This window comes from Methylobacterium sp. J-030, from assembly GCF_022829545.1.
GTDB lineage: Bacteria > Pseudomonadota > Alphaproteobacteria > Rhizobiales > Beijerinckiaceae > Methylobacterium.
In genome coordinates this window covers 94,293-117,377 of record NZ_JAKSYM010000321.1, presented here as the reverse complement: position 1 = coordinate 117,377, position 23,085 = coordinate 94,293, and the positions used below count along the sequence as shown (strand labels likewise).

Sequence of the window (23,085 nt, the reverse complement as noted above, 5' to 3'; positions counted from 1 at the left end):
GCGCACCGCCAACCCTCCCCCCTCTGCGGGGGAGGGTGCCCCGCGGAAGCGGGGCGGGAGAGGGGCAGCGCGACGGTGCGGGCTTCGGCTCCTGTCGCGACCTCTCCGGAAAGGGCGCTCCCCTCACCCGACCCCCTGCGGGGGCCACCCTCCCCCGCAAAGGGGGGAGGGACACGCGGCGCGAACCTTGCTGCTGCCCAAGACGAATCTTCGAGGACCCAGCCATGATCGAGCCTGTGGCGGCGCCGACGGTGCGGACCACCTGCCCCTATTGCGGGGTCGGGTGCGGCGTGCTCGCGACCCCGGATGATCAGGGCGGCGCCGCCATCGCGGGCGACACCGAGCACCCGGCCAATTACGGGCGCCTGTGCTCCAAGGGCTCGGCGCTCGGCGAGACCCTGTCGCTGGAGAACCGCCTGCTCCACCCCCACGTCGACGGCGCGCGGGTCTCGTGGGATGCGGCCCTCGACACGGTCACCGAAAAGCTCCGCGCGGTCGCCGAGGAGCACGGCCCGGACGCGATCGCCTTCTACCTGTCGGGCCAACTCCTCACCGAGGATTACTACGTCGCCAACAAGCTCGCGAAGGGCTTCATCGGCACGCCGCACGTGGACACCAACTCACGGCTGTGCATGTCGAGCGCGGTCGCGGCTCACCGCCGGGCCTTCGGCTCCGACACGGTCCCGGGCTGCTACGAGGATCTCGACGAGGCCGACCTGATCGTTCTGGTCGGCTCCAACACCGCGTGGTGCCACCCGATCCTGTTCCGCCGCATGGCCGACGCCAAGGCCCGGCGGGGCACAAAATTCGTGGTGATCGACCCGCGCCGGACCCAGACCGCGGAGGAATCCGACCTTTTTCTCGGCCTCCGGCCGGGCACCGACGTGGCGCTGTTCTCCGGGCTCCTCGTTTACCTCTCCGATAACGGGTTCCGCGACCGCGCCTTCGTGGAGGCGCACACCGCCGGCCTCGACGCCGCCCTCGACCGCGCCCGCCAGATCGCGCCCGACACGGCGGCGGTCGCCGCGACGACAGGGGTGCCGGAGGCCGACATCGCGGCCTTCTACGCCCTGTTCGCCGGCACCCGCCGGGTGGTCACCGCCTTCTCGCAAGGGGTGAACCAGTCGGCACAGGGCACCGACAAGGGCAACGGCATCATCAACTGCCACCTGATCACCGGCCGGATCGGCCAGACCGGGATGGGGCCGTTCTCGCTCACGGGCCAGCCCAACGCCATGGGCGGGCGCGAGGTCGGCGGGCTCGCCAACATGCTGGCCGCCCACATGCACTTCGCCCCCGAGGAGGTCGACCGGGTGCGCCGCTACTGGGGCGCGCCGCGGATCATCACCGGCGAGGGCATGAAGGCAGTCGCCCTGTTCGAGGCGGTCAGCCGGGGCAAGATCAAGGCCCTCTGGGTGATGGGCACCAACCCGCTGGTCTCGATGCCGCGGGCCGACGTGATCCGGGAGGCGCTGAAGGGGCTCGACCTCTACGTGGTGTCCGAGGCGGTCTCGGATTCCGACACCGCCCGGGGCGCCGGCCAGACCACCGTCCTGCTCCCAGCGCAGGGTTGGGGCGAGAAGGACGGCACCGTCACCAACTCCGAGCGCCGGATCTCCCGCCAGCGCCGGTTCCTCACGAGCCCCGGCGAGGCGCGGCCCGACTGGGCGGTGCTCGCCGAGGTCGGCCGCCGGCTGGGGCACGGCCGGGCCTTCGCGTTCGAGTCCGCCGCCGCGATCTTTCGCGAGCATGCCGGCCTCTCGGCCTACGAGAACAACGGCACCCGCGACTTCGACCTCGGCGCCCTCACCGACATCAGCGACGCCGCCTACGACTCGACCCTGCCGGTGCAGTGGCCGATCCCGAAGCGCTCCGGTCCCCGCAACGCACCGCAGGGCAAGGCGCGCCTGTTCGGCGACGGGCGGTTCTACACCTTCGACCAGCGCGCCCGCTTCGTCGCTGTGCAGCCGCCGGCCCTCGCGCTGGCGGTGTCGGAGGCCTACCCCTGGGTGCTCAACACCGGTCGGGTCCGCGACCACTGGCACACCATGACCCGCACCGGGAAGAGCCAGCGCCTCTCGGCCCACCGCGCCGTCCCGTTCGTCGAGGTGCATCCGGACGACGCGGCCGCCCACGGACTCGTCGACGGCGGCATCGCGCGGCTCACGACGGCACACGGCGAGGCCGAGCTGGAGGTGACGGTCACCGACACGGTGGTGCCGGGCAGCCTGTTCATGCCGATGCACTGGGGCGGCGCCTTCGCGTCGAAGGCCCGGGTCGGCGCCCTGGTGCGCGGGATGCCGGATCCGGTCTCGGGCCAGCCTGAGCTGAAGGCGACCCCGGCCGCGATCGCGCCCTTGGCCTACCGCGCCCGCGGCTTCCTGCTGTCCCGGGCGCAGGTGCCGCTGCCGGCGGGCTGGTGGTGGGCGCGGGCGGCGATCACCGGCGGCTGGGGCGTTCAATTCGCCACCCAGGACGGCTCCCGGGCCGTGGCGCTGATGATGCGCGGCTTGATCCAGAGCGAGGCGTTGCCCGGCTGCGACCTGGCCGAGTACGCCGACCATGCCCGCGACCGCTACCGCTGCGCCGTCTACGACGGCACGCGCCTCGTCGCCAGCCTCGCCTATGCCCCCGCCGGGGCGCGCCCGGATTGGGAGGCCGCCAAGGCCCTGTTCGCCGCCGAGGAGCCGGAGACGCCCGAGCGCTTGGCGCTCCTCTCCGGGCGGGCCGCCACGGCGTCGGCGGGCCCGGTGGTCTGCGCCTGCCACGGCGTCGGCGCCGACGTGATCGCTGCCACCATTGCGGGGGGCGCCGGCTCCGTGGAGGCGGTGGGTGCCGTCTGCAAGGCCGGGACGAATTGCGGCTCCTGCATACCGGAGATCCGCAAGATGCTGGCCGGGCAGACCGCCCGCGCCGCGTGATTATCTGGTACACTGAAGTGCGAGGACAGACCGGCCCGTCCAACCAGTTCACCTCATCCTGAGGTGCGGGCGCGCAGCGACCGCCTCGAAGGAGCCCTCCAGCCGGCCGCGCGATCCCTGGAGCCCTCCTTCGAGGCTGCTGCGCAGCACCTCAGGATGAGGGGGTGGATGGGAGAGGCCGACCGAGGACGATCAGGACCGACCCGTGACCGACACCCCCCTGCGCGCGACCCGCGCCCCCCGCGAGACCAAGGCCGCCGGGCTGGAGCCGCTGGCGGTGCTGCCCGTCTTCGTCCCCCTGCGCGGCAAGCGGGTGGTGCTCGCCGGCTCCTCCGGCGGCGCCCCCTGGAAGGTGAAGGTGCTGGCCGCAGCCGGCGCCCATGTCGATGTCTACGCCCCGGAGCCCGGCGAGGAGCTGCGCGCCGTGCCGGGTGAGATCGTCGACGGTCAGGTGCAGCTGCACGAGCGCGCCTGGAACCCGGACGACCTGTGGGGCGCGGCCTTCTGCATCGGCGCGATGGAGGACGAGGCCGAGTGCGTCGCCTTCGTGGCGGCCGCCCGCGGGGCCGGGGCCATCGTCAACGCGGTGGACCGGCCGCATCTCTGCGACGTGAAGTTCGGCGCCATCGTCAACCGGTCGCCGCTCGTCGTGGGCATTTCCACGGAGGGCGCCGCCCCGGTCTTCGGCCAGACGGTGCGCGCCCGCATCGAGGCGATGCTGCCCCGCGGGTTCAGTCGCTGGGTTGCGGCCGCCCGCGACTGGCGGGACGGCGTCACCGCGCGCTTCCACGGCTTCGCGGAGCGGCGCGTCTTCTGGGAGCGCTTCACCGACCGCGCCTTCGCGGAGCCCGACCGGGTACCGTCGGACAGGGACCTCGCCGAGCTGCTGGGCGAAACGGAGGCTGCCCCGAAGGGCGGCGCAGTGACGCTGGTCGGGGCCGGCCCCGGCGACGCGGAGCTTCTGACCCTCAAGGCGCTGCGGGCGCTGCGCAACGCCGACGTGATCCTGTACGACGATCTCGTCGCCCCCGAGATCCTGGACTACGCCCGCCGCGAGGCCCGGACCATGCTGGTCGGCAAGACCGGTCACGGCCCGTCCTGCCGCCAGGACGACATCAACGCGCTGATGGTGCAACTCGCCCGCTCGGGCAAGCAGGTGGTGCGGCTGAAATCCGGCGATCCGCTGGTCTTCGGCCGCGCCGGTGAGGAGATCAACGCCTGCCGGGCCGCCGGCATCCCGGTCACTGTCGTGCCGGGCGTCTCGGCCGCCCAGGGCGCGGCCGCCGCGCTCGGCCTGTCCCTGACGCATCGCGACGCCGCGCGCCGCCTGCAATTCGTGACCGGCCACGACCGCCGCGGCGCCCTGCCGGACGACCTGAACTGGGGGGCGCTGGCCGATCCGAGCGTCACCACCGTGGTCTACATGCCCAAGCGCACCCTGCGGGCGCTTCTGGCGCGCGCCGTGGAGGAGGGGCTGGCACCCTCGACCCCGGCGCTCCTCGTGTTCAACGCCACCCGCCTGAACCAGCAGGCCCTGCGCGGCACGGCCGCCGATCTCGCCGACCGCGTCGAAGCGGCGGGCCTCGACGGGCCGGCCCTGCTGATGGTGGGCGAGGCGTTCTCCGAGATGCGGGGGGCGGTGCCGGCCGAGGCAGTGCCGGAGCGTCGGGCGATCTGAGAACGCATGTTCCACACTGGAAGCAGTCGGAGGTTTTGCTGCGTCCGGAGATCTACGGTAGAATTACCCCATGTCGTTCGACTCGACCTACTATGCTAGAAGTTTGGGGCAAGGCGCCGCGATCCGCGAGTTGAGCCGTGTCGCGCTGAACGCTGAGCAGGAGACCGAGGAGGGGCACGTTCTACCGGCTGGGAGCGAAGGCACGATCGTCGGCACCTGGGCGCGCGGCGCAGCCTACGAAGTGGAATTCACGAGACCCTTCTCCGCCCTGGTCACGCTCGAGCCGAACCAATTTGTCGTGACGTCGAAGCCTGATTTTTGATCGGCACCCGTGTTCCGTTCAGGAATGCACTCGTCCCGCACGAGAAGATCGTTCACTACCTTCTCGATCTTCAGCACCCCGATGGGGGGTCAAAAGCAAAGTTCTTTCTCGCTTAAGGCTTCCGGCCCGACGATCCCAAGACCCTGGCCGATGCGCTGTTCGAGCATATCGTGGAGAATCCGGTCGCGAGCGTTCGGCACGGACGATATGGCGCTCAACTGGCGTTCAGAGACTTGATGTTGATGCCCAATGGCACGCGCCGGACGATCCTCGCGGTCTGGCTGCTTCAGGAGACGGGCGACGGTCTTTTCATCACCGCATACCCGCGCGAGCAGGTTTGAGCTCCCGTTCCTCTGCAATGGTCCCAAATCCGGATCCGCGACGAACTGCGTCAGGGCATGGGGGCTGGGAATCATCCCAGCCCGGTCAAGAACCACTCCATCAATGGGCGCAAAATCGTAATCATTGCGGGAGGCAAGCGATGACACGGACCTGGATCGGTGCAGCACTGGCGGTCGCGGTGCTCGGTGGCTCCGAGCCGGCGATCGCCGTCGGTCACGATCATGCCGACCTCGTGGTTCTCCCGGATGCCGCCGCGGTCGCTTACGAGCCCGGGCCCGCGAACCTGCCCAAGGGCACGCAGATCAGCCGCGTCGCCGGGGATCCGGCCAAGCCAGGCGCCTTCGTCCTGCGGCTGAAGATCCCGGCCAACACGGTGATCGCGCCCCATACCCATTCGAAGCCGGAGACGCTGACGATCCTGTCGGGCTCGATCTATCACGAGCACGGGCGCATCTTGGACAAGACCAAGGGGTCAGCGCTCAAGACTGGCGGCTTCGTCTACCTGCCGGAGGACATGCCGCACGCGCTCTGGACCACCGACGAGCCGGTGGAACTGCAGGTCAACGGCTCCGGCCCGTTCGGCCTGACCTACATCAACCCCGCCGACGATCCGAGCCGGAATGCAGGCGGGCCGGGCTGAGGCGCGGGCTCAGGTCTCCCCGGCCACGAAGGCCCGCATCAGGTAATGGGCGATCGCCATGGGTGGCGGCGCCAGGATGCCCTCGGGATGCGTCCCCGCCAGCATGGCGGCGACGTCCGCGCGGCTGAACCAGCGGGCATCCTCCAACTCGCTGGGATCGGTCACGATGGCCTCGTCCAGGGCCTCGGCGGCACAGCCCATCATCAGTGACGAGGGAAACGGCCAGGGCTGCGAGGCCCGATAGGTGACCGCGCCGACGCGAATATGCGTCTCCTCGAACACCTCGCGGCGCACCGCATCCTCGATCGTCTCGCCGGGCTCCAGGAAGCCCGCCAGGCAGGAATACATGTGCGGCCGGAAATGCGGTCCCCGGCCCAGCAGGCAGGCATCCCCCCGGCGCACCAGCATGATCACCACCGGATCAACCCGGGGGAAGTGATGCGCGGCGCAGGAGGGACACTCCCGGCGGAAGCCGCCGGCCTTCGACACGGTCGCGGTGCCGCAATTGGCGCAGAAGCCGTGGCGGGCGTGCCAGTCGAGCATCGACTTGGCGACCGCCAGCAGGCCGAGTTCCTCGGGTTCAACGGCTGAGTCCGTGGCGATGCTGCGCAGGTCGAGGGTGCGGGTCCCCTCCCCGGCATGGCGTTCCGCGGCCTCGGCGGGCGCCGCGAGGGCGAAGACCGGCCGTCCGTCCCGGTGTCCGAGGAAGATCCGCGTGCCGGTGGCGAGGTCGGCGGCCTCCCCGGGCGCGATCAGCGCGGTGGACCCGTGCAGCACGATCCGGTCGCCGCACAGGAGGACGAGACGGGCCCCGGGCGCATCGAAGGCGGGCACCGCCTCCTCCGGCTGTTCAGCCGAATGACGGTCGAGTCGGTTCCGGACGAAGCCGAGGGTGTCGCGGGGGTCGGTCATGGAAGTTCAGGCCGCGGAGAACAGGGCGCCGGCGCGCTCGATGAGCTGGGCGCGGGCATGGAGCGGATAGGGCGTGCGGGTGCCGACCCCCCAGACCGGACCGGGCCAGGCCGGGTCCGAGCGGAAGCGGCCGACGACATGGACGTGGAGCTGCGCCACGACGTTGCCGAGGGTGGCGACGTTCACCTTGTCGGGCTTTGCCAGCGCCTGCATCACACCGGTGGCGATCCGGATCTCCTGCCACAGGGCGGACGAATCCGGCTCGGGCAGGTCGGTCACTTCGGTGATCGCGGGCAGGCGCGGCACGAGGATCAGCCACGGGAACCGGGCATCGTCCATCAGCAGCACGCGGCACAGAGCGAGGTCGCCCACCTCGACGGTGTCGGCGGCCAGGTGCGGATCGAGCGTGAAGGACGATTCGGTCATCGCGATCGATGTAGCGCAGCTTCGCGCCCCGTGCGCGGTCCGGGGGCAGGAACGGTGACGCCGCGCGCGCCCGGATGCGTCAAAGGCCCGGGACGGCGCCCTGCCGGCCCACCGCGATCGTCCCGGCCGTCAGGGCGCCGTCCGCGTCCGATCGGGCGAAGACCGTCACGGCGGCCCCCGGCTGGAGTTGCGCCTTCTCGCCGGGTGAGAGCTGGGTCACCGGCGTATCGTGGGGAACCTTGAAGGTGGATTGCCCGCCGCCGTACGAGAGGGCTATCCGCAGGGGCGAGCCGCGCTGCAGGTCGGCAACCCAGCCGGCCGTCAGCGTCGCGCCTGGCGCCGTGTCCCAAGGCTGGCTTCCCGCCTCGAAGCCGCGTTCGGAGGGCGAGTACAGCATCACGGCAGTGGCGCGGCGCGGCTCCGCCCCCGCGACGCCGAGCACGCTCACATAGCTCTCAGGCTTGATCGCCCGCAGGTCCGTCTCGTTCACCGCGTACACTCTCGTCTTCGGATCCATCCGCAGGGCCAATGTGCTGCCGCTGGGCCGGCGGATCTCGATGCGGTCGGCCTCGGCCCGCTCGACCGTTCCCCGGAACCGGGCCGTGACCGGCTCGGCCCGTACGGTGGTGACGCAAGCTGCCGTCAGCAGGGCGGCAATGAGGTTGCGGTTCACAAGGCTCGTCACGGGGATCCTTTTTCGGGGCGCGCGGGAGCCGAACGCCACGCCTGCGCCGCGGTTCCCGAAGCCGTCGATGATCGGCACGGGGCGGTTTCGCTTGTGCTTCACGAGCAGGGCGAGAGACTGGCCTGAGTGCGGAGGTGATTCATGGCCGAGCCGTTTGACGATCCTATCAGACCCGTCGAGATCGAGCACAGCATCGACGCGATCTTTGTCGAGGGCCGGATGGAGCAATACTACAACTTTTTCGACTATCACTTCGAGCAGGGTGATGGCTATTGCCGTGCCCGATCCTACGCCGACGAGATGGACAAGGTCGTCGTCCACGGTCCGTTCGCGGCGCGGGATGATCTGCGGACGATCGAGAATGCCGCCTTCGAACATGCCGTTCACGCGTACCTGAAACGTCGATATCGGGCGGTCCAGAGCCGCTGACCGGGCCGTCGTGAAGGCCGGGCCCGGCCCTCGGTCGGCAACTCAATGCGCCATCAGCACCGGCATGTCGGCATAGGCCAGCACGTGGCTGGTGACGCCGCCGAAGATCATCTGGCGCAGGCGGCTCTGTGTGTAGGCACCCTTGATCAACAGGTCGCAGCCGAACGCCTTGGCCTCCGCCAGGAAGGTCTCGCCGGGCACGCGACGCCCCGCCGGCAGGGCACGGTGGGCGGCCTCCACCCCCTCGCAGGCCAGCGCCTGAGCGAGGTCCTGGGCGCTCGGGCCCGGCACCATCCCGCCCTCGACGCTCAGCACCAGCACCCGCCGGGCCTTGCGCAGGAACGGCATCGCGAAGGCGACCGCCCGGGCCGTCTCTGTCGAGCCGTTCCAGGCGATCAGGATCGCGTCGCCGAGGGTCGCGGGCGCGGTCGGCGGCGCCAGCAGGATCGGGCGGCCGCTCTCGAACAGGGCGGTCTCGAACGTCGTCATTCGCGGGGCATTGTCGGTGGTGCCCGGGCGGCCGACCACCGTGGCGGAGAACAGGCGGGCGTACTGGCCGAGGAACGCGTCGCCGGTCGGCACGTCCTGCCGCCAGCGATAGCGCGGTCCGGCGTCCGGCACCCGCTCCGGTATGCAGAGCCCGTCGCGGGCATGGCGGGGGATGCCGGCCGCGTCCATGAAGGCGACGAAGCGGCCGCCCGCCTCCTCGGCCTCGGCCCGGTCGGCCTCCTCGTCCCGTAGCCAGGTCATGCCGCCGACCATGTCGACGGGGACGTATTCGGCCAGCGCCGGGCGCAGCGACACACCCTCGATCAGGCTGCCGAAGCGGGCCGCGGCAAGCCGCACCGTCTCGAACACGGAAGGCAGGGCATCGTGCATCGCGACGGGTACGAGCAGGGTCTTCATGGCGGTGTCCTCCTCGGAGCGAGGCTAATCCGGCGCGCGTCTCTGGGGAACCGCGTCCGCTCCGGCGCGCACACGGTTCTGAGGATCGCCGGAATCGAGGATTCCGCGCAACCAGCGGGTCAGCGGCATCTCGACGAACCGGTGGACCAGGAGGGCGGCCACGACGCTCGCCGTCAGCATCAGGACCATGGCGCCATAGGGGTGCAGGACCGGCGCCGCGCCGAGCCGCAGCAGGATCTCGCGCACGAGGCGCAGCGCGAACGGATGCACGAGGTAGAGGGCGTAGGAGGCATCCCCGAGACGCACGAGGGCGCGCGTCCAGCCCGGCAGACATGCGACCTGCGCGGCATTGCGCCCTGGCCCAAGGGCGGACGCCACGAGCAAGGCCGCCGGTATACCTACGAGGAGCGGTCGCAGGATGCCGTCGGCCTCGCCGAGATCGGCGAGCCAGCGCGCCGCCAGGATCAGCCCGAGGAGCCCCAGCGCCGCGAGACCGGCGCGGACCGGCGCGGCGAGCCGAAGGCCGTCCCGATAGATGAGGGCCAGCCCTGCGCCGGCGGCGAATTCGAGCACGATCGGGTTCACCCAGAACCGCAGCGGCAGGGGCAGATCCGGCCAAGCGGCCCCGGCGGCGGCGAGGAGTCCCAGACTGGCGACGAGCCACGTGACCGCGCCCCGCAGACCGAAACCCAACCCGGCGGCGAACAGGGCATAGAAGAAGGCTTCGTAGTTCAGGGTCCAGCCCAGCCCGTAGAGGGGCTGGATCGTGCCGTCCGGCCGGGCGGCCGGCCAGAACAGGAAGCTGGACAGGAGGGCGACGGGTTCGTGGACGAGGGCGGCGGCATCCCCGACGAGATCGGGACGCGCCAGGGCGAGGCCGAGATAGAGGAGGCTCACCAGCCAGTAGAGCGGGACCACCCGGGCGATCCGGTGGGCGAGGAAGCGCGCCCGGCCGCCCGGTCTCCCGACCAGGCGTCCGCTCGCGAGGACGATGACGAGGCCGGAGATCACGAAAAACAGATCGACGCCGCCCCACCAGGGCAGGACGGTGCCGGGCTCCGGGGCCGGACCGGCACTGCGCAGGGCCAGGAGCTCCGCCTCGTGCCGGGCATGGTGCCAGACCACCATGAGGGCGGCGACGGCGCGCAGGATCTGGATCGGGACCAGGATCATCCGGTCCTCAGCGGTCGGTCCGGCCGGGTCCAGCGGCGGCCGCGATCGGCTGCGCCGAGGTGGCGGCGCTGTGGGCAAACCTCCGCCTTGCCGTCGGTCCGAACCGAAAACGGCAGGAACCATAAGTCGATGGCTCCGTTGACGCCACAATTCGCGAACGCGCGGCGTGAGGTCGTTCGATCTCCGCTCGGCGCCCCATGCCAGTTCGCGCTCTCATCTCGAAACGAGGTTCCTGATGCTCAAGAATTACGCCGCCGCCTCCGCCCTGGTCGTCGCGCTGTCGACCCCGGCGCTGGCGCAGAGTGCCAACGATTTCCGCATGCAGTCGATGCAGGCGAACGCCTTCGAGATCCAGTCCTCGCAGATCGCCCTGTCCAAGTCGCGCAATCCGCGGATCCGTTCCTACGCCCAGGAGGTGATCCGCGATCACCGTGCCGCCAACGTGGCCCTGGCCGGCGGCCAGCCCGGCGCGATGGCAGGCGGCGATCCGGGCCTCGGCGGCCTGGTGACGGCTCCGATCGCGGTGGCCGGCAGCGCCGTGGGTGCGGGCGTCGGCGCGGCGACCGGCGTGGTCGGTGGCACCCTCTCGGGCGGGCCGGTCGGCGGCCTTCAGGGCGCCGGTGCCGGCGCGGCGAACGGCGCAGCGGTCGGAGGCCGCCTCGGCGGCGGCGACATGATGGCAACGGGCGGCTCCACCATCGTGCAGCCGAATCCGCAGCAGCAGGCGATGCTGGCCGAGCTGTCGGCGACGCCGCCCGGCGCGCGTTTCGATCGCGTGTTCGCGACGCAGCAGCTTCAGGCCCATCAGATGACCATCGCGATGACCCAGGCCTACGCCCAGGGTGGCCCGAACCCGGCCCTGCGCAACTACGCCCAGCAGGCCCTGCCGGCCCTGCAGATGCACTACGACCAGGCGCAGCGTCTGCCGGGCGCGATGTAAGGCACCGGATCGCCCGGCCCGGCTTCGGCCGGGCCGTCAGGACAGGCGGCCCGAGCAAGCGGGCCGCCTTTTTTGCGTGCGGAAGATCACCGCGCGGCCTCGGCCTTACACGAGCCGACGCTGACGATGAGCTGGACCCGTCGCCAGTTGCCCGCGCGACGGCGGGCGTCCGCTGGAGGCGCCGATCCCGACCATGGGTCGGCATCGGCGCAACTTGGGTATCAGTCACACGCGATGGCGGCCACCGAACGCACCGGCAGGCCGCCCGTGTCGATCGGCGGCTTGAACGCCCCCGTCTCCGGGTCGCGCACCACCAGGGACCCGCTGGCAACGCCGAAATGCGCGCCATGGAGTTCGAGCCGGCCATTCTCGACCCGTTCCTTCACGAACGGGAAGGTCATCAGGTTCTCCAGACCCTGCGCCACCACGGCGTATTCGAGACGCGTCAGGTAGTCCGGCGCTTTGGGGTCGCCTGCCTTCGCCACGGCGGGCTCCACCAGCGAAACCCATTTGCCGATGAAATTCCCTTCGGAGAGCGGCGCGGCCTTCTGCGCGTAGGCCTTCACCCCGCCGCAAGTGGCGTGCCCGAGCACGACGATATGCTTCACCTCCAGGGCCTGGACGGCGAATTCGAGCGCCGCGGAGGTGCCGTGATAGTTTTCGTCCGGCTGGTAGGGCGGCACGAGGTTGGCGACGTTGCGGATCGTGAACAGCTCGCCCGGTCCGGCATCGAAAATCGCGCTGGGCGAGACCCGGCTGTCGCAGCAACTGATGATCAGGATCTCCGGCGTCTGGGAGGTGGCCAACTGCGCGAAGCGCCGGCGCTCGGCCGGAAAGCGCTGCTCGAGGAACGTCCGATAACCTTCGGTCAAATAAACGGGAAACATAGAAGAACCTCCAGTTGAAACATCCGCCGCGGCGCGGCTGCAATCAGCGTGTCTGCCAAGCCAGAACGCGGGGCTTCGCAGGCATAATCCCGCGGGCGAGGTCGGCCGCGAGATCGGCCAGTCCGGACGGTTCGACGCGCTCGCCGCTGGTGCGCAGCTCTTCAAGCGGCCACCAGCGGGTGCCGAGCACCGGATTGTCCTCGGTCTCCGCAAGCCGGCTGGTGTCGACCCGATCGTCGGGCAGGCGGACGAGGAAATAGCGCTCGCGGGCGTCGCGAGGCTGGCGGAACAGGTGGAACGGGCCGTCGCAGGTGGCGACCTGCGGGCCGATCGCGACGTCGGCGCGCCCGATCTCCTCATCGAGTTCCCGGCGACAGGCGGTGACGTGGTCCTCGCCGGGCTCCAGGCCGCCGCCGGGCATGAACCAGAACCGCAAGGGCGCACCGTCCGGTCCCTTCGCGTGGACGGAGGCGTAGGCGATCAGCAGGATCCGATCCTGCGGATCGAGGACGATCGCCCGGGCGATATGGCGGACGGGAAGCGCGGACGCGGTGCTCATGCAGTCTGAGCTAGGGCACGGTGGCCTAGACGGACACAAGCACCGAGCCTGCGAAACGACGTGGAGAGCCCGACAGGACTCCATCCACGCGCAGAACGTTGTGGATCACGCTCCGCAACCGGCGCACGCATCCAACGAACGCTGCGTGCGGTTTCCGGGGGAACGACCGCCGTCGCCGTAGGGGCGGCAAGGCCGGGGGGGTCGGTCAGATCAGGACTGACAGGACGGCCAACAGACCGATGGTCGGCATCGCGCCGACCATCAGCGCCCAATACCAGCCGCGGCTGACGCCGGCACGCCGGTTGTCGTTACAGGCCCGGGGAGGCCTGCCGCCACGGTAGATGTGACGACGAAGCTCGTCGCGCATCCGCGGATGCGATGAATACGAGCCAGTATCGAGTTTGCGGCATCCGGGCATGGCACAGACACAACGGGCCATTGCGCGCAACGTTCCGCTTCCACCGGCCGCCGCGGCATCGCCCGGTGACGAAAGCGTCGCGTTGTCTCCCGGCTATGAACCGACTCCCGCCGCGCCGTAGAGATCTGCCCTGTAGATGGTCGGGATCGCGTCGTCGAATGTGCTCCGATCCGGGATCTGACAGGCGGCCCGCATCTGCGCGAGGAGCCACCGGGCGTCGACCGGACGCGGTTCTTGGATGGCACCGCCGAAATCGAGGGCGGCACCGGCGATCGGCTGCTCCCCCAGTCCCCCCGGCAGGGCGCGGCCGACGATCTCCGCATCGAGATCGAGATAGGTCCGGCGGGCGAGCCGCTGGATCAGCTCCGACCGGTTCTCCGGATCGGCACACCACCGTCCGGCCCGCGCCACCGCCCGGATCAGCGGCAGGATCGCACCGTCGAGCCGTTCGGAAACGGCCAGAACCTTCTCGGGCGCATCCGGCGTCAGGGCGCTTCCGAGCACCGCGATGCGGCCGTGGCCGGCGGCGGCTGCCACATCGTTCCACGGGGCGCCCGCGCAGAAGCCGTCGACGAGGCCCCGCGCAAGAGTCTCGACGCAGTATTGCGGCGGCACCACGACGGTGCGGAACGCGGCCGGGTCGAGATCGCCGGCCTCGGCGAAGAGCCGCACTTGGTAGCTGTGGCACGAGAACGGATGGACGGTGCCGAGCGTCAGGGGCCGCCCCGTCGCGCGCCGCTCCTCGGCGATCCGGGCGAAGGCGCGCGCGACCGCGATGGGCGCCCCGCTCTCCGGAGCCATCGCGTCCCAGAGGCTCCGTGACAGCGTGATGGCGTTGCCGTTGACGCTGAGCTGCATCGGCACGATCAGGTCCGAGGGCGGGCCGGACAGGCCGAGGCGGCTCGCCAGCGCCAGCGGCGCCAGCATGTGGGCCCCGTCGAGATGGCCCAGCGCCAAGCGGTCGCGCAACGTCGCCCACGAGGGCTCGGCGGTGAGGTCGAGGTCGAGACCCTCTGCCCGGGCGAAGCCCAGCTCGTGGGCCGCGATCAGGGGTGCGGCGTCGCAGAGCGGAATGTAACCGAGCTGGAGCCTCATCCGAGCAGGTCCGCGGTGGTGACGATCGCCCGGGCGATGTCGGCGATCTTGCGCTTCTCGTTCATGGCCTTGCGGCGCAGCTGCTTGTACGCCTCGTCCTCCGACAGGCCCTTCATGCTCATCAGGATGCCTTTGGCGCGCTCGATCAGCTTGCGGTCGGCGAGTTCGCCCCGCGCCTCGGAGAGTTCGCGCTGAAGCCGTGCGAAGGCGTTGAAGCGCAGGATCGCGATGTCCAGGATCGACTTGATCCGCTCGGCCCGCAGACCATCCACCACGTAGGCCGAGATCCCCGCGTCGACGGCGGCCTGCATCATGGTGGTGTCCGAGCGGTCGACGAACATCGCCACCGGCCGCTCGACCTGCCGCGAGACCCCCGACATCTGCTCAAGGATGTCCCGGCTCGGGCTCTCCAGGTGGATCACCACCACGTCGGGCTTGAGGGCGGTCACCCGCTCCATCAGGTCGGCGGTATCGGGAATCACGACGACGCGGCCGACGCCCGACGCGCGCAGACCCTCCTCCAGAATCGCCGCGCGAGCGCGGCTCGGATCGATTACGGCGACGGTCAAGCTGGTTTCGGTCATCGGAGCCCGGTTCGGGGCGGGTCGTCTTGGTCGGGGCAGCCCGGAGGGGGCGGCGGAAGCGAAGCAAGGTATATGCCCGCCACCGGGCGATCCGGAAAAGCGGGGGGCCACGGTCGCGCGCCCACCGTTTGCGACGGGCTGCAACGGCCGCGAAAAGAAACGGTCCCGTTTCCGCCGCATTGCGGGCTGCATCCTGATCGTCTGGGAACGGTCAGGGGGATCGGTGATTCGGATGCGCAGGCCAGATCAGCCCGCTCTCACGGACGCCGGCGCCGCCCGCGTCACGATGCCGTTCCTGCCCACCCTGGCGGTGATCGCCATCCTGGGCGTGGCCTCGTTCTACTGCCCCTCGACCAACCCGATCCGGCCGTCGCATATGGATCGCGCGCAGGCGGATCCGCTCACGACGGAATCCCTGGCGGCGATGCCTCCGGTGGCGGCCACGACGGCGTTCGCGCGTCACCCCGCCAACACGGCGTCACCGGGACGTCTCCCGGCCGCCCTGATCTTCGCCGAGGCTTTTCCGCTCGACGATCTGGCGCCGAAGGCCGTCGCTCCCAGTCCGCGCATCGGGTCGGTTCGGCCGGCGCCGCGCCTCGCGATCGCGAATCGGCGGGCCTGCCCGGGCCGGCGATGCCCGGATGCTTCGCCGCGCGGCACCGATCCGTTCGCCGCCGCCTATGCGGAAGCCGCAGAGCCCGCCGCACGCACCGGAATTCCGGGCCCTGCCCTGCCCTTCGCGGATACGTTCGCCGAGACGGTGACCGATACGGTGTCGGAAACCCTCGCGCCGGCCGCCCAGGTGGTCGGCGATGCGGCCGCATTCGTCCGCGACGGCGCGGTGGCGGTTCGCGGTTCCGTTTCCCTGGCCGTGGCCGAGTGCCTGCGCTGACCGCGGGGTGCGCGCTCGGCCTGTCCGCGCCGGATCCACAGCCTCTGGATCTCCCCGCCTCATGTCCTAGGTGCATTGCAGCGGACGGTCCGGGCATCCCTCCGCGGACCGGAGCCGCTGTCGGATGGCTGCACGCATCGAGGACTACGCGCTTGTCGGGGATTGCCGCAGCGCCGCGCTGATCAGCCGACAGGGCAGCGTCGATTGGCTGTGCTGGCCGCGCTTCGACGCGGCCGCCCTGTTCACCAGCCTGCTCGGGACCGAGGCACACGGGTTCTGGAAGATCTTTCCGGAAGCGGCACATGTCGAGACGCGCTGGTCCTACCGGCCGGGCAGCCTCGTGCTCGAGACGCGCCACATCACCCGGCAGGGCGAGGTTCTGGTCACCGACTTCATGCCGGTCGGCGACGGCTCGCACCTCGTGCGGCTCGTGGACGGCATCCATGGCCGCGTCGCGATGCGGATGGAGATGGCGGTCCGGTTCGATTACGGGTCGGCGGTGCCCTGGGTCTCGCGCTCCGAACTCGGCAACCTGCGCGCCGTCTCGGGTCCCCACAAGGTCGTGCTGCGCACCGACGTGCACCTCAAGGGCTCGGACGCCCAGACCACGGTCGCCGAGTTCACCGTCCAGGCCGGGGACAAGCACCGCTTCGTCCTGAGCTACGGCCCGTCGCACGAGGACGATCCGGTGGCGATCGAGCCGCGCAGGGCGCTGGAGATCGCCGACCAGGGCTGGCGCGACTGGTCGAGCCGCTGCGCTGGCGGCACGGCCTGGGACCGGATGCTCCAGCGCTCCCTTCTGACCCTGAAGGCGCTGATCTACGAGCCCACCGGCGGCATCGTGGCCGCGCCCACCGCCTCCCTGCCGGAGGGGCTCGGCGGCGAGCGCAACTGGGATTACCGCTTCTGCTGGCTGCGCGATTCGACCCTCACGCTCATCGCCCTGATGGATGCAGGCTATATCGACGAGGCGCGCAACTGGCTCGACTGGCTGCAGCGGGCCGTAGCCGGCAACCCCGAGCAGGCGCACATCCTGTACGGGATCGGCGGCGAGCGACTGTTACCGGAGATCGAGCTCGACTGGCTGCCCGGCTACGAGAACTCGAAGCCGGTGCGGATCGGCAACGCGGCCGCAAGCCAGTTCCAGCTCGACGTCTACGGCGAGTTGTTCGACGCGCTCTACCAGGCCCATGCCCGCGGCCTGCCGGTCAGCAAGGACGGCCTCCGGGTCGGCCTCGCGATCCTCGACCACCTGGAGAAGGCGTGGCATCAGCCCGACGAGGGAATCTGGGAGGTGCGCGGGGGCCCGCGCCACTTCACCCACTCGAAGGTGATGGCCTGGGTGGCGTTCGACCGGGCGCTGCGCATGCACGAGATGCACGAATCCGGCGCCACGGAGGTGCATGCCAAGCGCTGGCGGGCGGTCCGCGACCGGATCCACGCCGAGGTTTGCGAGAAGGGTTTCGATCCCGAGCTGAACAGCTTCGTCCAGTCCTACGGCGGGAAGGCCCTGGATGCGAGCCTGCTGCTGATGGCCCATACCGGCTTCCTGCCGCAGGACGATCCCCGGGTGGTCGGCACCGTCGAGGCCATCGGCAAGGGGCTGATGCGGGACGGCTTCGTCCTCCGCTACGAGACCGAGGGCCAGTCGACCGACGGCCTCTCGGGCAACGAGGGCGCCTTCCTGCCCTGCACGTTCTGGTACGCCGACAACCTGATCGGCCTGGGCCGACGCGATGAGGCGCGGACGATCATCGAGCGCCTGATCGGCATCTGCACCGATCTCGGCCTCGTCAGCGAGGAATACGACGTGCAGGCCAAGCGCCTTGTGGGTAACTTCCCGCAGGCGTTCACCCACGTGGCGCTGGTCAACACGCTCCTCAGCTATACGCGCGGCGAAGGGCCTGCGGATCGGCAGGGTGGTAAGGGCAACGGCGCCCCTCCCGCCGTCCTGCGGCAGCGCGAGGCCGACAAGCGGCTCGCGCGAGGGCAACTGGAAGACGTAAAACCATGAGCGGCGCTGACACTCCCGCCAAGGCGGCCCTGGCTGAGATCGATACGCTCAGCATCAACACGATCCGCACGCTGGCGATCGACGCGGTGCAGAAGGCCAATTCGGGCCATGCCGGGGCGCCCATGGGCCTCGCGCCCGTGGCCTACACCCTGTGGAACCGCTACCTGCGCTACGACCCGGCGCACCCGCACTGGCCGAACCGCGACCGGTTCGTGCTGTCCTGCGGCCACGCCTCGATGCTGCTCTACGGGCTGCTGCATCTCGCCAACGTGGCCCAGAGCGACGGCGGCAACGCACCGGCCGTGGCGCTGGACGATATCAAAAAATTCCGCCAGCTCGACAGCCGGACCCCCGGCCATCCGGAATACCACTTCACCACCGGCGTCGAGACCACCACGGGGCCGCTCGGCCAGGGGGTCGCCAACTCGGTCGGCATGGCGATGGGCAGCCGCTACCTCGGCCAGCACTTGAACAGGCCGAACCTGCCGCTGTTCGACTACAATGTCTACGCGGTCTGCTCGGACGGCGACCTCATGGAGGGCGTGGCCTCCGAGGCGGCCTCCCTCGCCGGCCACCTGCGGCTCGGCAACCTCTGCTGGATCTACGACGACAACACCGTCACCATCGAGGGTCACACGGAACTCGCCTTCGGGGAGGAGGTGGCGACCCGGTTCCTGGCCTACGGCTGGCAGGTGCTGCGCGTCGCCGACGCCAACGACGTGCACGCCCTAGCGGGCTCGATCGAGACGTTCCTCGCCACGAACGACCGGCCGACGCTGATCATCGTCAAGTCGGTGATCGGATACGGCGCGCCGACCAAGCAGGGCACCTCGAAGGCCCACTCGGACGCCCTCGGTCCGGACGAGGTGAAGGGTGCCAAGCGCGCGTATGGCTGGCCGGAGGATGCCCAGTTCCTGGTGCCGGACGGCGTCCTGGAGAATTTTCGCGACGGGATCGGCAAGCGCGGCGCCGCCCTCTACGACGCGTGGCAGGGCCTCCTGACCCAGGCGAAGGAGGCCGATGCCGACCACGCCGAGGATCTGAACGCGCTGCTGGAGGGGCGTCTTCCGGAGGGCTGGGACAGGGACATCCCGGTCTTCGAGCCCGACGCCAAGGGCCTCGCCACCCGCGAATCCTCCGGCAAGGTGCTGAACGCGATCGCCCAGCACGTGCCGTTCCTGCTCGGCGGCTCGGCCGATCTGGCGCCGTCCAACAAGTCGAACCTGACCTTCGAGGGCGCCGGCTCGTTCGGCCCGTTCTCGCCGGGCGGCCGCAACCTGCATTTCGGCGTCCGCGAGCACGCCATGGGCTCGATCGTGAACGGGCTGGGGCTCTCCGGGCTCCGGGCCTACGGCGCGACCTTCCTGGTCTTCGCCGACTACATGCGCCCGCCGATCCGGCTCGCGTCCCTCATGGAGCTGCCGGTCTTCCACATTTTCACCCACGACTCGATCGGCGTGGGCGAGGACGGGCCGACCCACCAGCCGGTGGAGCAACTCCTGTCGCTGCGTTGCATCCCCGGTCTCGTGACCCTGCGCCCGGGCGACGCCAACGAGGTCGCCGAGGCCTACCGGGTGATATTCTCGTCGAAGAACCAGCCGGCGGTGCTCGCGCTCTCCCGTCAGCCGCTGCCAACACTCGATCGGACGAAATTTGGCGCGGCCTCGGGAACCGCCAAGGGCGGTTACGTGCTGGCCGATTGCGACGGGACGCCCGAAGTCATCCTGCTGGGCGCCGGATCGGAGGTCCAGCTCTGCGTCGGCGCCTACGAGGCGCTGAAGGCGGAGGGCGTGAAGGCCCGGGTGGTGTCGATGCCGTCCTGGGAGCTGTTCGAGCGGCAGGATCAGGCCTACCGCGACTCGGTGCTGCCGCCCGCCGTGAAGGCGCGGGTGGCGGTCGAGCAGGGCAGCGTGATCGGATGGGACCGCTATGCCGGCTCGGAGGGCGCGATCATCGGCATGCACACCTTCGGGGCCTCGGCGCCGATCAAGGATCTCCAGACCAAGTTCGGCTTTACCCCCGAGAAGGTGCTGGAGGCCGCCAAGGCCCAGGTGGCCAAGCACAAGCGGTAACGACTGATACGCGACGGCCCCCTCCCCCCTCAGCGGGGGAGGGAGGGCGCCCGGCAAAAAGCGGCACGCGAGACGAGGAACCGACATGAACGCGCTCAAGGCCCTGCACGACGAACAGGATCAAGCGGTCTGGCTCGATTTCGTGGCCCGCGGCTTCATTCAGAAGGGCGAGCTGAAGCAGCTTGTGGAGCGCGACGGCCTGCGGGGCGTCACCTCCAACCCGTCGATCTTCGAGAAGGCGATCGGCCACTCGGACGAGTACGACGACAGCCTCAAGGCCGTGCAGGCGAACGGCGACAGCCGCGTCATCGACCTTTACGAGGGGATGGCCATCGCCGACATCCAGGCGGCGGCCGATGTGCTCCGCCCGGTCTACGAGGCGAGCGACGGGGCGGACGGCTACGTCAGCCTGGAGGTCTCGCCCTACCTCGCCCTCGACACCGAGGAGACGCTCGCCGAGGCGCGGCGCCTGCACAAGGCGGTCTCCCGCGACAACCTGATGGTGAAGGTGCCGGCGACGCCGGAGGGCATCCCGGCGATCCGGCAGCTGACCAGTGAGGGCATCTCGATCAACGTCACCCTGCTGTTCTCGCAGGAGGCCTACGAAGCGGTAGCCCGCGCCTTCATCGACGGGCTCGATGCCCGGGCCAAGGCCGGCCACGACGTCGCACGGATCGCCAGCGTGGCGAGCTTCTTCATCAGCCGCATCGACGTGCTGGTCGACAAGCTGCTCGACGAGAAGATCGGTGAGGCCAACGACCCCGACGAGAAGATCGCCCTGGAGCAGCTCAAGGGGAAGGTGGCGATCGCCAACGCCAAGCTCGCCTATCAGCGCTACACGCGCATCTTTTCGGAGCCGAAGTGGAAGGCCCTGGCCGAGAAGGGCGCCAAGGCGCAGCGGCTGCTCTGGGCCTCCACGGGCGTGAAGAACAAAGCCTATTCCGACGTGCTCTATGTCGAGGAGCTGATCGGCCCGAACACCGTCAACACCATGCCGCCGGCCACCATGGACGCGTTCCGCGACCACGGCACCGTGCGGGCGACGATCGAGGAGGACGTGCCGGGTGCCGAGGCCGTGATGGCCCGGTTGGCCCGGACCGGTATCGACATCGAGAAGGTTGCCGAGCAACTGGTGCGGGAGGGCGTCCAGCTGTTCATCGACGCGGCCGACAATCTGCTCGGCGCGGTCGCGGGCAAGCGCGCCGCGCTTCTGGGCCATCGGCTCGACGGCCAGAGCCTCGCGCTCGACGAGACGCTGGCGAACGAGGCGAAGAAGACCGTCGAATCCTGGCGTGCGAGCGGCGCGATCCGCCGGCTCTGGGCGGGCGACGCCTCCGTCTGGTCAGGCCACGACGAGGCGAACTGGCTCGGCTGGCTGCACATCGTCGAGGAGGAGCTGGAGAAGGCCGCCGACTACGCCGCCTTCGCGGATTGGGTGAAGGCTGAAGGCTTCACCGACGCGGTGGTGCTCGGCATGGGCGGGTCGAGCCTTGGCCCGGAGGTGCTGAGCCTGACCTACGGCCAGCGCCAGGGTTTCCCGAAGCTGCAGATCCTCGACTCGACCCATCCGGATCAGGTGCGCGCCCTGGAGCAGAGCATCGATCTGGCCAGAACACTGTTCATCGTGGCGTCGAAGTCGGGCTCGACGCTGGAGCCCAACGTGTTCCGCGACTATTTTCTGGCCCGCGCCAAAGAGGTTCTCGGCGAGAAGGCCGGCGAACACTTCGTGGCGGTCACCGACCCCGGCTCCGACATGGAGCGCGTCGCCAAGGCGGATCAATTCAAAAAGATCTTCTACGGGGTGAAGCAGATCGGCGGGCGCTACTCGGTGCTCTCGGCCTTCGGGCTGGTGCCGGCGGCCGCCATGGGCCTCGACGTGAAGGCGCTCCTGGAGGCGGCGCGCATCATGGTCCGCTCCTGCGGGCCGGTCGTGCCGCCGGCGGTGAACCCGGGCGTGCTGCTCGGCACCGCTTTGGGCGCCGCGGCGCTCGCCGGTCGCGACAAGGTGACGGTGACCGCCTCGCCGGGGATCGAGAGCTTCGGCGCATGGGCCGAGCAGCTCATCGCGGAATCGACCGGCAAGCAGGGCAAGGGCCTCGTGCCGGTGGACGGGGAGCCGGTCGGCGTCCCGGCGGTCTACGGCCACGACCGGTTCTTCCTCTACCTGCGCCTGGACGGCCATGCCGAGGTGGCGCAGGACGAGGCCCTGCGCGCCCTGGAGCGCGACGGCCACCCGATCGCCCGCATCACCCTCGATTCGATCGAGCAACTGCCGCAGGAATTCTACCGTTTGGAGATGGCGACCGCGGTGGCCGGCGCGGTGATCGGCATCAACCCGTTCGACCAGCCCGATGTCGAGGCCAGCAAGGTCGAGACCAAGAAGCTGTTCGCGGAGGCCGAGGCCAGCGGCGCCCTGCCCTCCGAGACGCCGCTGTTTGCCGACGACACGATCGCGCTCTACGCCGATCCGAAGAACGCCGCGGGCTTGAGGCAGGCCTCGGACGGGCTCGACGCGGCGCTGAAGGCGCAGGTCGCCCGGTTGAAGGACGGGGATTACCTCGCCCTCCTCGCCTACGTGCCGCGTAACGCGAAGACGGCCGGCATCCTTCAGGACGCCCGGATCGCGGTGCGCGACGCCCGGAAGGTCGCGACCTGCCTGGAATTCGGGCCGCGCTTCCTGCACTCGACCGGTCAGGCCTACAAGGGTGGGCCGGATACCGGCGTATTCCTGCAGATCACCGCGGACCCGTCGGAGGATCTGCCGATCCCCGGCCGGACGCTCGGCTTCGCCACGGTGGTGGCCGCGCAGGCCCGGGGCGATTTCGCCGTGCTGGCCGAGCGCGGGCGGCGGGCGCTGCGGGTCCACATCAAGGGCGATCTCGAAGCCGGGCTGAAGCGTGTCGCCGCAGCGCTGAGGGCGGCGGTGGCGTAGGACGATGCCCAGGGTCGGCGCCCTTTCCCGGGCGCATGGAGCGCCAGCGGAATACGACCGGGGATCCAGCACAGGAAGACGCGAAATGTCCGCAGACTTCGACCTGAGCCGCTTTCGCGGCGCCTGGTGTGCTGGATCCCGGATCACCTCCCACTGACGTTCCGGGCGTCCGGGAAAGCGGTGCGTTTCGACGTCGGACGTTGGTGAAGCCGTAGACACCTGAACCTCGCTCCGCGAGGTCGATCAAAGGAAGAGCAG

The 23,085-nt window shown here is 70.2% G+C and carries 20 protein-coding genes and 1 pseudogene; 11 read left to right on the top strand and 10 right to left on the bottom strand.

Annotation, left to right across the window (positions count from 1 at the left end):
* Positions 1–224 precede the first annotated feature (224 nt).
* The 5 genes and pseudogenes from MKK75_RS24495 to MKK75_RS24475 all read left to right on the top strand — a co-directional run bounded on the left by MKK75_RS24495 (position 225) and on the right by MKK75_RS24475 (position 5,903).
* On the top strand, positions 225–2,921 hold the full coding sequence (locus MKK75_RS24495) for a nitrate reductase (RefSeq protein WP_244045112.1): 2,697 nt from the start codon (positions 225–227) through the stop codon (positions 2,919–2,921).
* 205 nt (positions 2,922–3,126) lie between these two features.
* The gene (gene cysG, locus MKK75_RS24490) at positions 3,127–4,599 is read left to right on the top strand and encodes a siroheme synthase CysG (RefSeq protein WP_244045111.1); all 1,473 of its coding nucleotides are present in this window, start codon (positions 3,127–3,129) and stop codon (positions 4,597–4,599) included.
* A gap of 70 nt (positions 4,600–4,669) precedes the next feature.
* A complete protein-coding gene (locus tag MKK75_RS24485) occupies positions 4,670–4,921 on the top strand; it encodes a DUF4926 domain-containing protein (protein ID WP_244045110.1) in 252 nt (83 codons plus the stop codon).
* Positions 4,918–5,262 (top strand): annotated as a pseudogene (locus MKK75_RS36435) (DUF6883 domain-containing protein). Before MKK75_RS24485 ends, MKK75_RS36435 begins: the two are co-directional and overlap by 4 nt.
* A 140-nt stretch (positions 5,263–5,402) precedes the next feature.
* Entirely contained in the window at positions 5,403–5,903 is a 501-nt protein-coding gene (locus MKK75_RS24475; RefSeq protein ID WP_244045108.1) for a cupin domain-containing protein, read from the top strand.
* Positions 5,904–5,912: 9 nt separating this feature from the next.
* On the opposite strand, the gene nudC is transcribed toward MKK75_RS24475, so the two are convergent.
* The 3 genes from nudC to MKK75_RS24460 all read right to left on the bottom strand — a co-directional run bounded on the left by nudC (position 5,913) and on the right by MKK75_RS24460 (position 7,926).
* On the bottom strand, positions 5,913–6,815 hold the full coding sequence (nudC, locus tag MKK75_RS24470) for an NAD(+) diphosphatase (protein WP_244045107.1): 903 nt from the start codon (positions 6,813–6,815) through the stop codon (positions 5,913–5,915).
* Positions 6,816–6,821: 6 nt separating this feature from the next.
* A complete protein-coding gene (locus MKK75_RS24465; protein WP_244045106.1) occupies positions 6,822–7,241 on the bottom strand; it encodes an HIT domain-containing protein in 420 nt (139 codons plus the stop codon).
* Between the two features lie 79 nt (positions 7,242–7,320).
* Positions 7,321–7,926 carry a hypothetical protein gene (locus MKK75_RS24460; protein WP_244045105.1) on the bottom strand — a complete coding sequence of 202 codons (606 nt, stop codon included), beginning with the start codon at positions 7,924–7,926 and terminating at the stop codon, positions 7,321–7,323.
* 141 nt (positions 7,927–8,067) lie between these two features.
* Here MKK75_RS24460 and MKK75_RS24455 point away from each other — a divergent pair, with 141 nt between their 5' ends.
* Positions 8,068–8,355, top strand: coding sequence for a hypothetical protein (locus MKK75_RS24455; RefSeq protein ID WP_244045104.1), 288 nt, complete (start codon positions 8,068–8,070; stop codon positions 8,353–8,355).
* Between the two features lie 42 nt (positions 8,356–8,397).
* On the opposite strand, the gene MKK75_RS24450 is transcribed toward MKK75_RS24455, so the two are convergent.
* Entirely contained in the window at positions 8,398–9,261 is an 864-nt protein-coding gene (locus tag MKK75_RS24450; protein WP_244045103.1) for a universal stress protein, read from the bottom strand.
* Between the two features lie 24 nt (positions 9,262–9,285).
* Positions 9,286–10,434 (bottom strand): acyltransferase family protein, encoded by a 1,149-nt coding sequence (locus tag MKK75_RS24445; RefSeq protein ID WP_244045102.1) that lies wholly within the window; start codon positions 10,432–10,434, stop codon positions 9,286–9,288.
* Between the two features lie 235 nt (positions 10,435–10,669).
* Here MKK75_RS24445 and MKK75_RS24440 point away from each other — a divergent pair, with 235 nt between their 5' ends.
* Positions 10,670–11,374 carry a DUF4142 domain-containing protein gene (locus MKK75_RS24440; protein ID WP_244045101.1) on the top strand — a complete coding sequence of 235 codons (705 nt, stop codon included), beginning with the start codon at positions 10,670–10,672 and terminating at the stop codon, positions 11,372–11,374.
* A gap of 221 nt (positions 11,375–11,595) precedes the next feature.
* Here the strand turns inward: MKK75_RS24440 and MKK75_RS24435 are convergent, their stop codons facing one another.
* From MKK75_RS24435 to MKK75_RS24415, 5 genes are all read right to left on the bottom strand, one after another.
* Positions 11,596–12,261: a carbonic anhydrase gene (locus MKK75_RS24435; RefSeq protein WP_244045100.1), complete on the bottom strand. Its 666-nt coding sequence runs from the start codon at positions 12,259–12,261 to the stop codon at positions 11,596–11,598.
* A 43-nt stretch (positions 12,262–12,304) separates the two neighbouring features.
* Complete coding sequence (locus MKK75_RS24430) at positions 12,305–12,820, bottom strand: NUDIX hydrolase (protein ID WP_244045099.1); 516 nt, start codon at positions 12,818–12,820, stop codon at positions 12,305–12,307.
* Between the two features lie 205 nt (positions 12,821–13,025).
* A complete protein-coding gene (locus tag MKK75_RS24425; protein ID WP_244045098.1) occupies positions 13,026–13,187 on the bottom strand; it encodes a hypothetical protein in 162 nt (53 codons plus the stop codon).
* Positions 13,188–13,331: 144 nt separating this feature from the next.
* Entirely contained in the window at positions 13,332–14,333 is a 1,002-nt protein-coding gene (locus tag MKK75_RS24420; protein WP_244045097.1) for a CmpA/NrtA family ABC transporter substrate-binding protein, read from the bottom strand.
* A complete protein-coding gene (locus MKK75_RS24415) occupies positions 14,330–14,917 on the bottom strand; it encodes an ANTAR domain-containing response regulator (RefSeq protein ID WP_244045096.1) in 588 nt (195 codons plus the stop codon). Before MKK75_RS24415 ends, MKK75_RS24420 begins: the two co-directional genes overlap by 4 nt.
* A 310-nt stretch (positions 14,918–15,227) precedes the next feature.
* Here MKK75_RS24415 and MKK75_RS24410 point away from each other — a divergent pair, with 310 nt between their 5' ends.
* From MKK75_RS24410 to MKK75_RS24395, 4 genes are all read left to right on the top strand, one after another.
* Positions 15,228–15,809, top strand: coding sequence for a hypothetical protein (locus tag MKK75_RS24410; RefSeq protein ID WP_244045095.1), 582 nt, complete (start codon positions 15,228–15,230; stop codon positions 15,807–15,809).
* A gap of 124 nt (positions 15,810–15,933) precedes the next feature.
* The gene (locus tag MKK75_RS24405) at positions 15,934–17,823 is read left to right on the top strand and encodes a glycoside hydrolase family 15 protein (RefSeq protein ID WP_244045094.1); all 1,890 of its coding nucleotides are present in this window, start codon (positions 15,934–15,936) and stop codon (positions 17,821–17,823) included.
* On the top strand, positions 17,820–19,895 hold the full coding sequence (gene tkt, locus MKK75_RS24400) for a transketolase (protein ID WP_244045093.1): 2,076 nt from the start codon (positions 17,820–17,822) through the stop codon (positions 19,893–19,895). Before MKK75_RS24405 ends, tkt begins: the two co-directional genes overlap by 4 nt.
* Before the next feature lie 85 nt (positions 19,896–19,980).
* Positions 19,981–22,827 (top strand): bifunctional transaldolase/phosoglucose isomerase, encoded by a 2,847-nt coding sequence (locus tag MKK75_RS24395; protein ID WP_244045092.1) that lies wholly within the window; start codon positions 19,981–19,983, stop codon positions 22,825–22,827.
* Positions 22,828–23,085 lie beyond the last annotated feature (258 nt).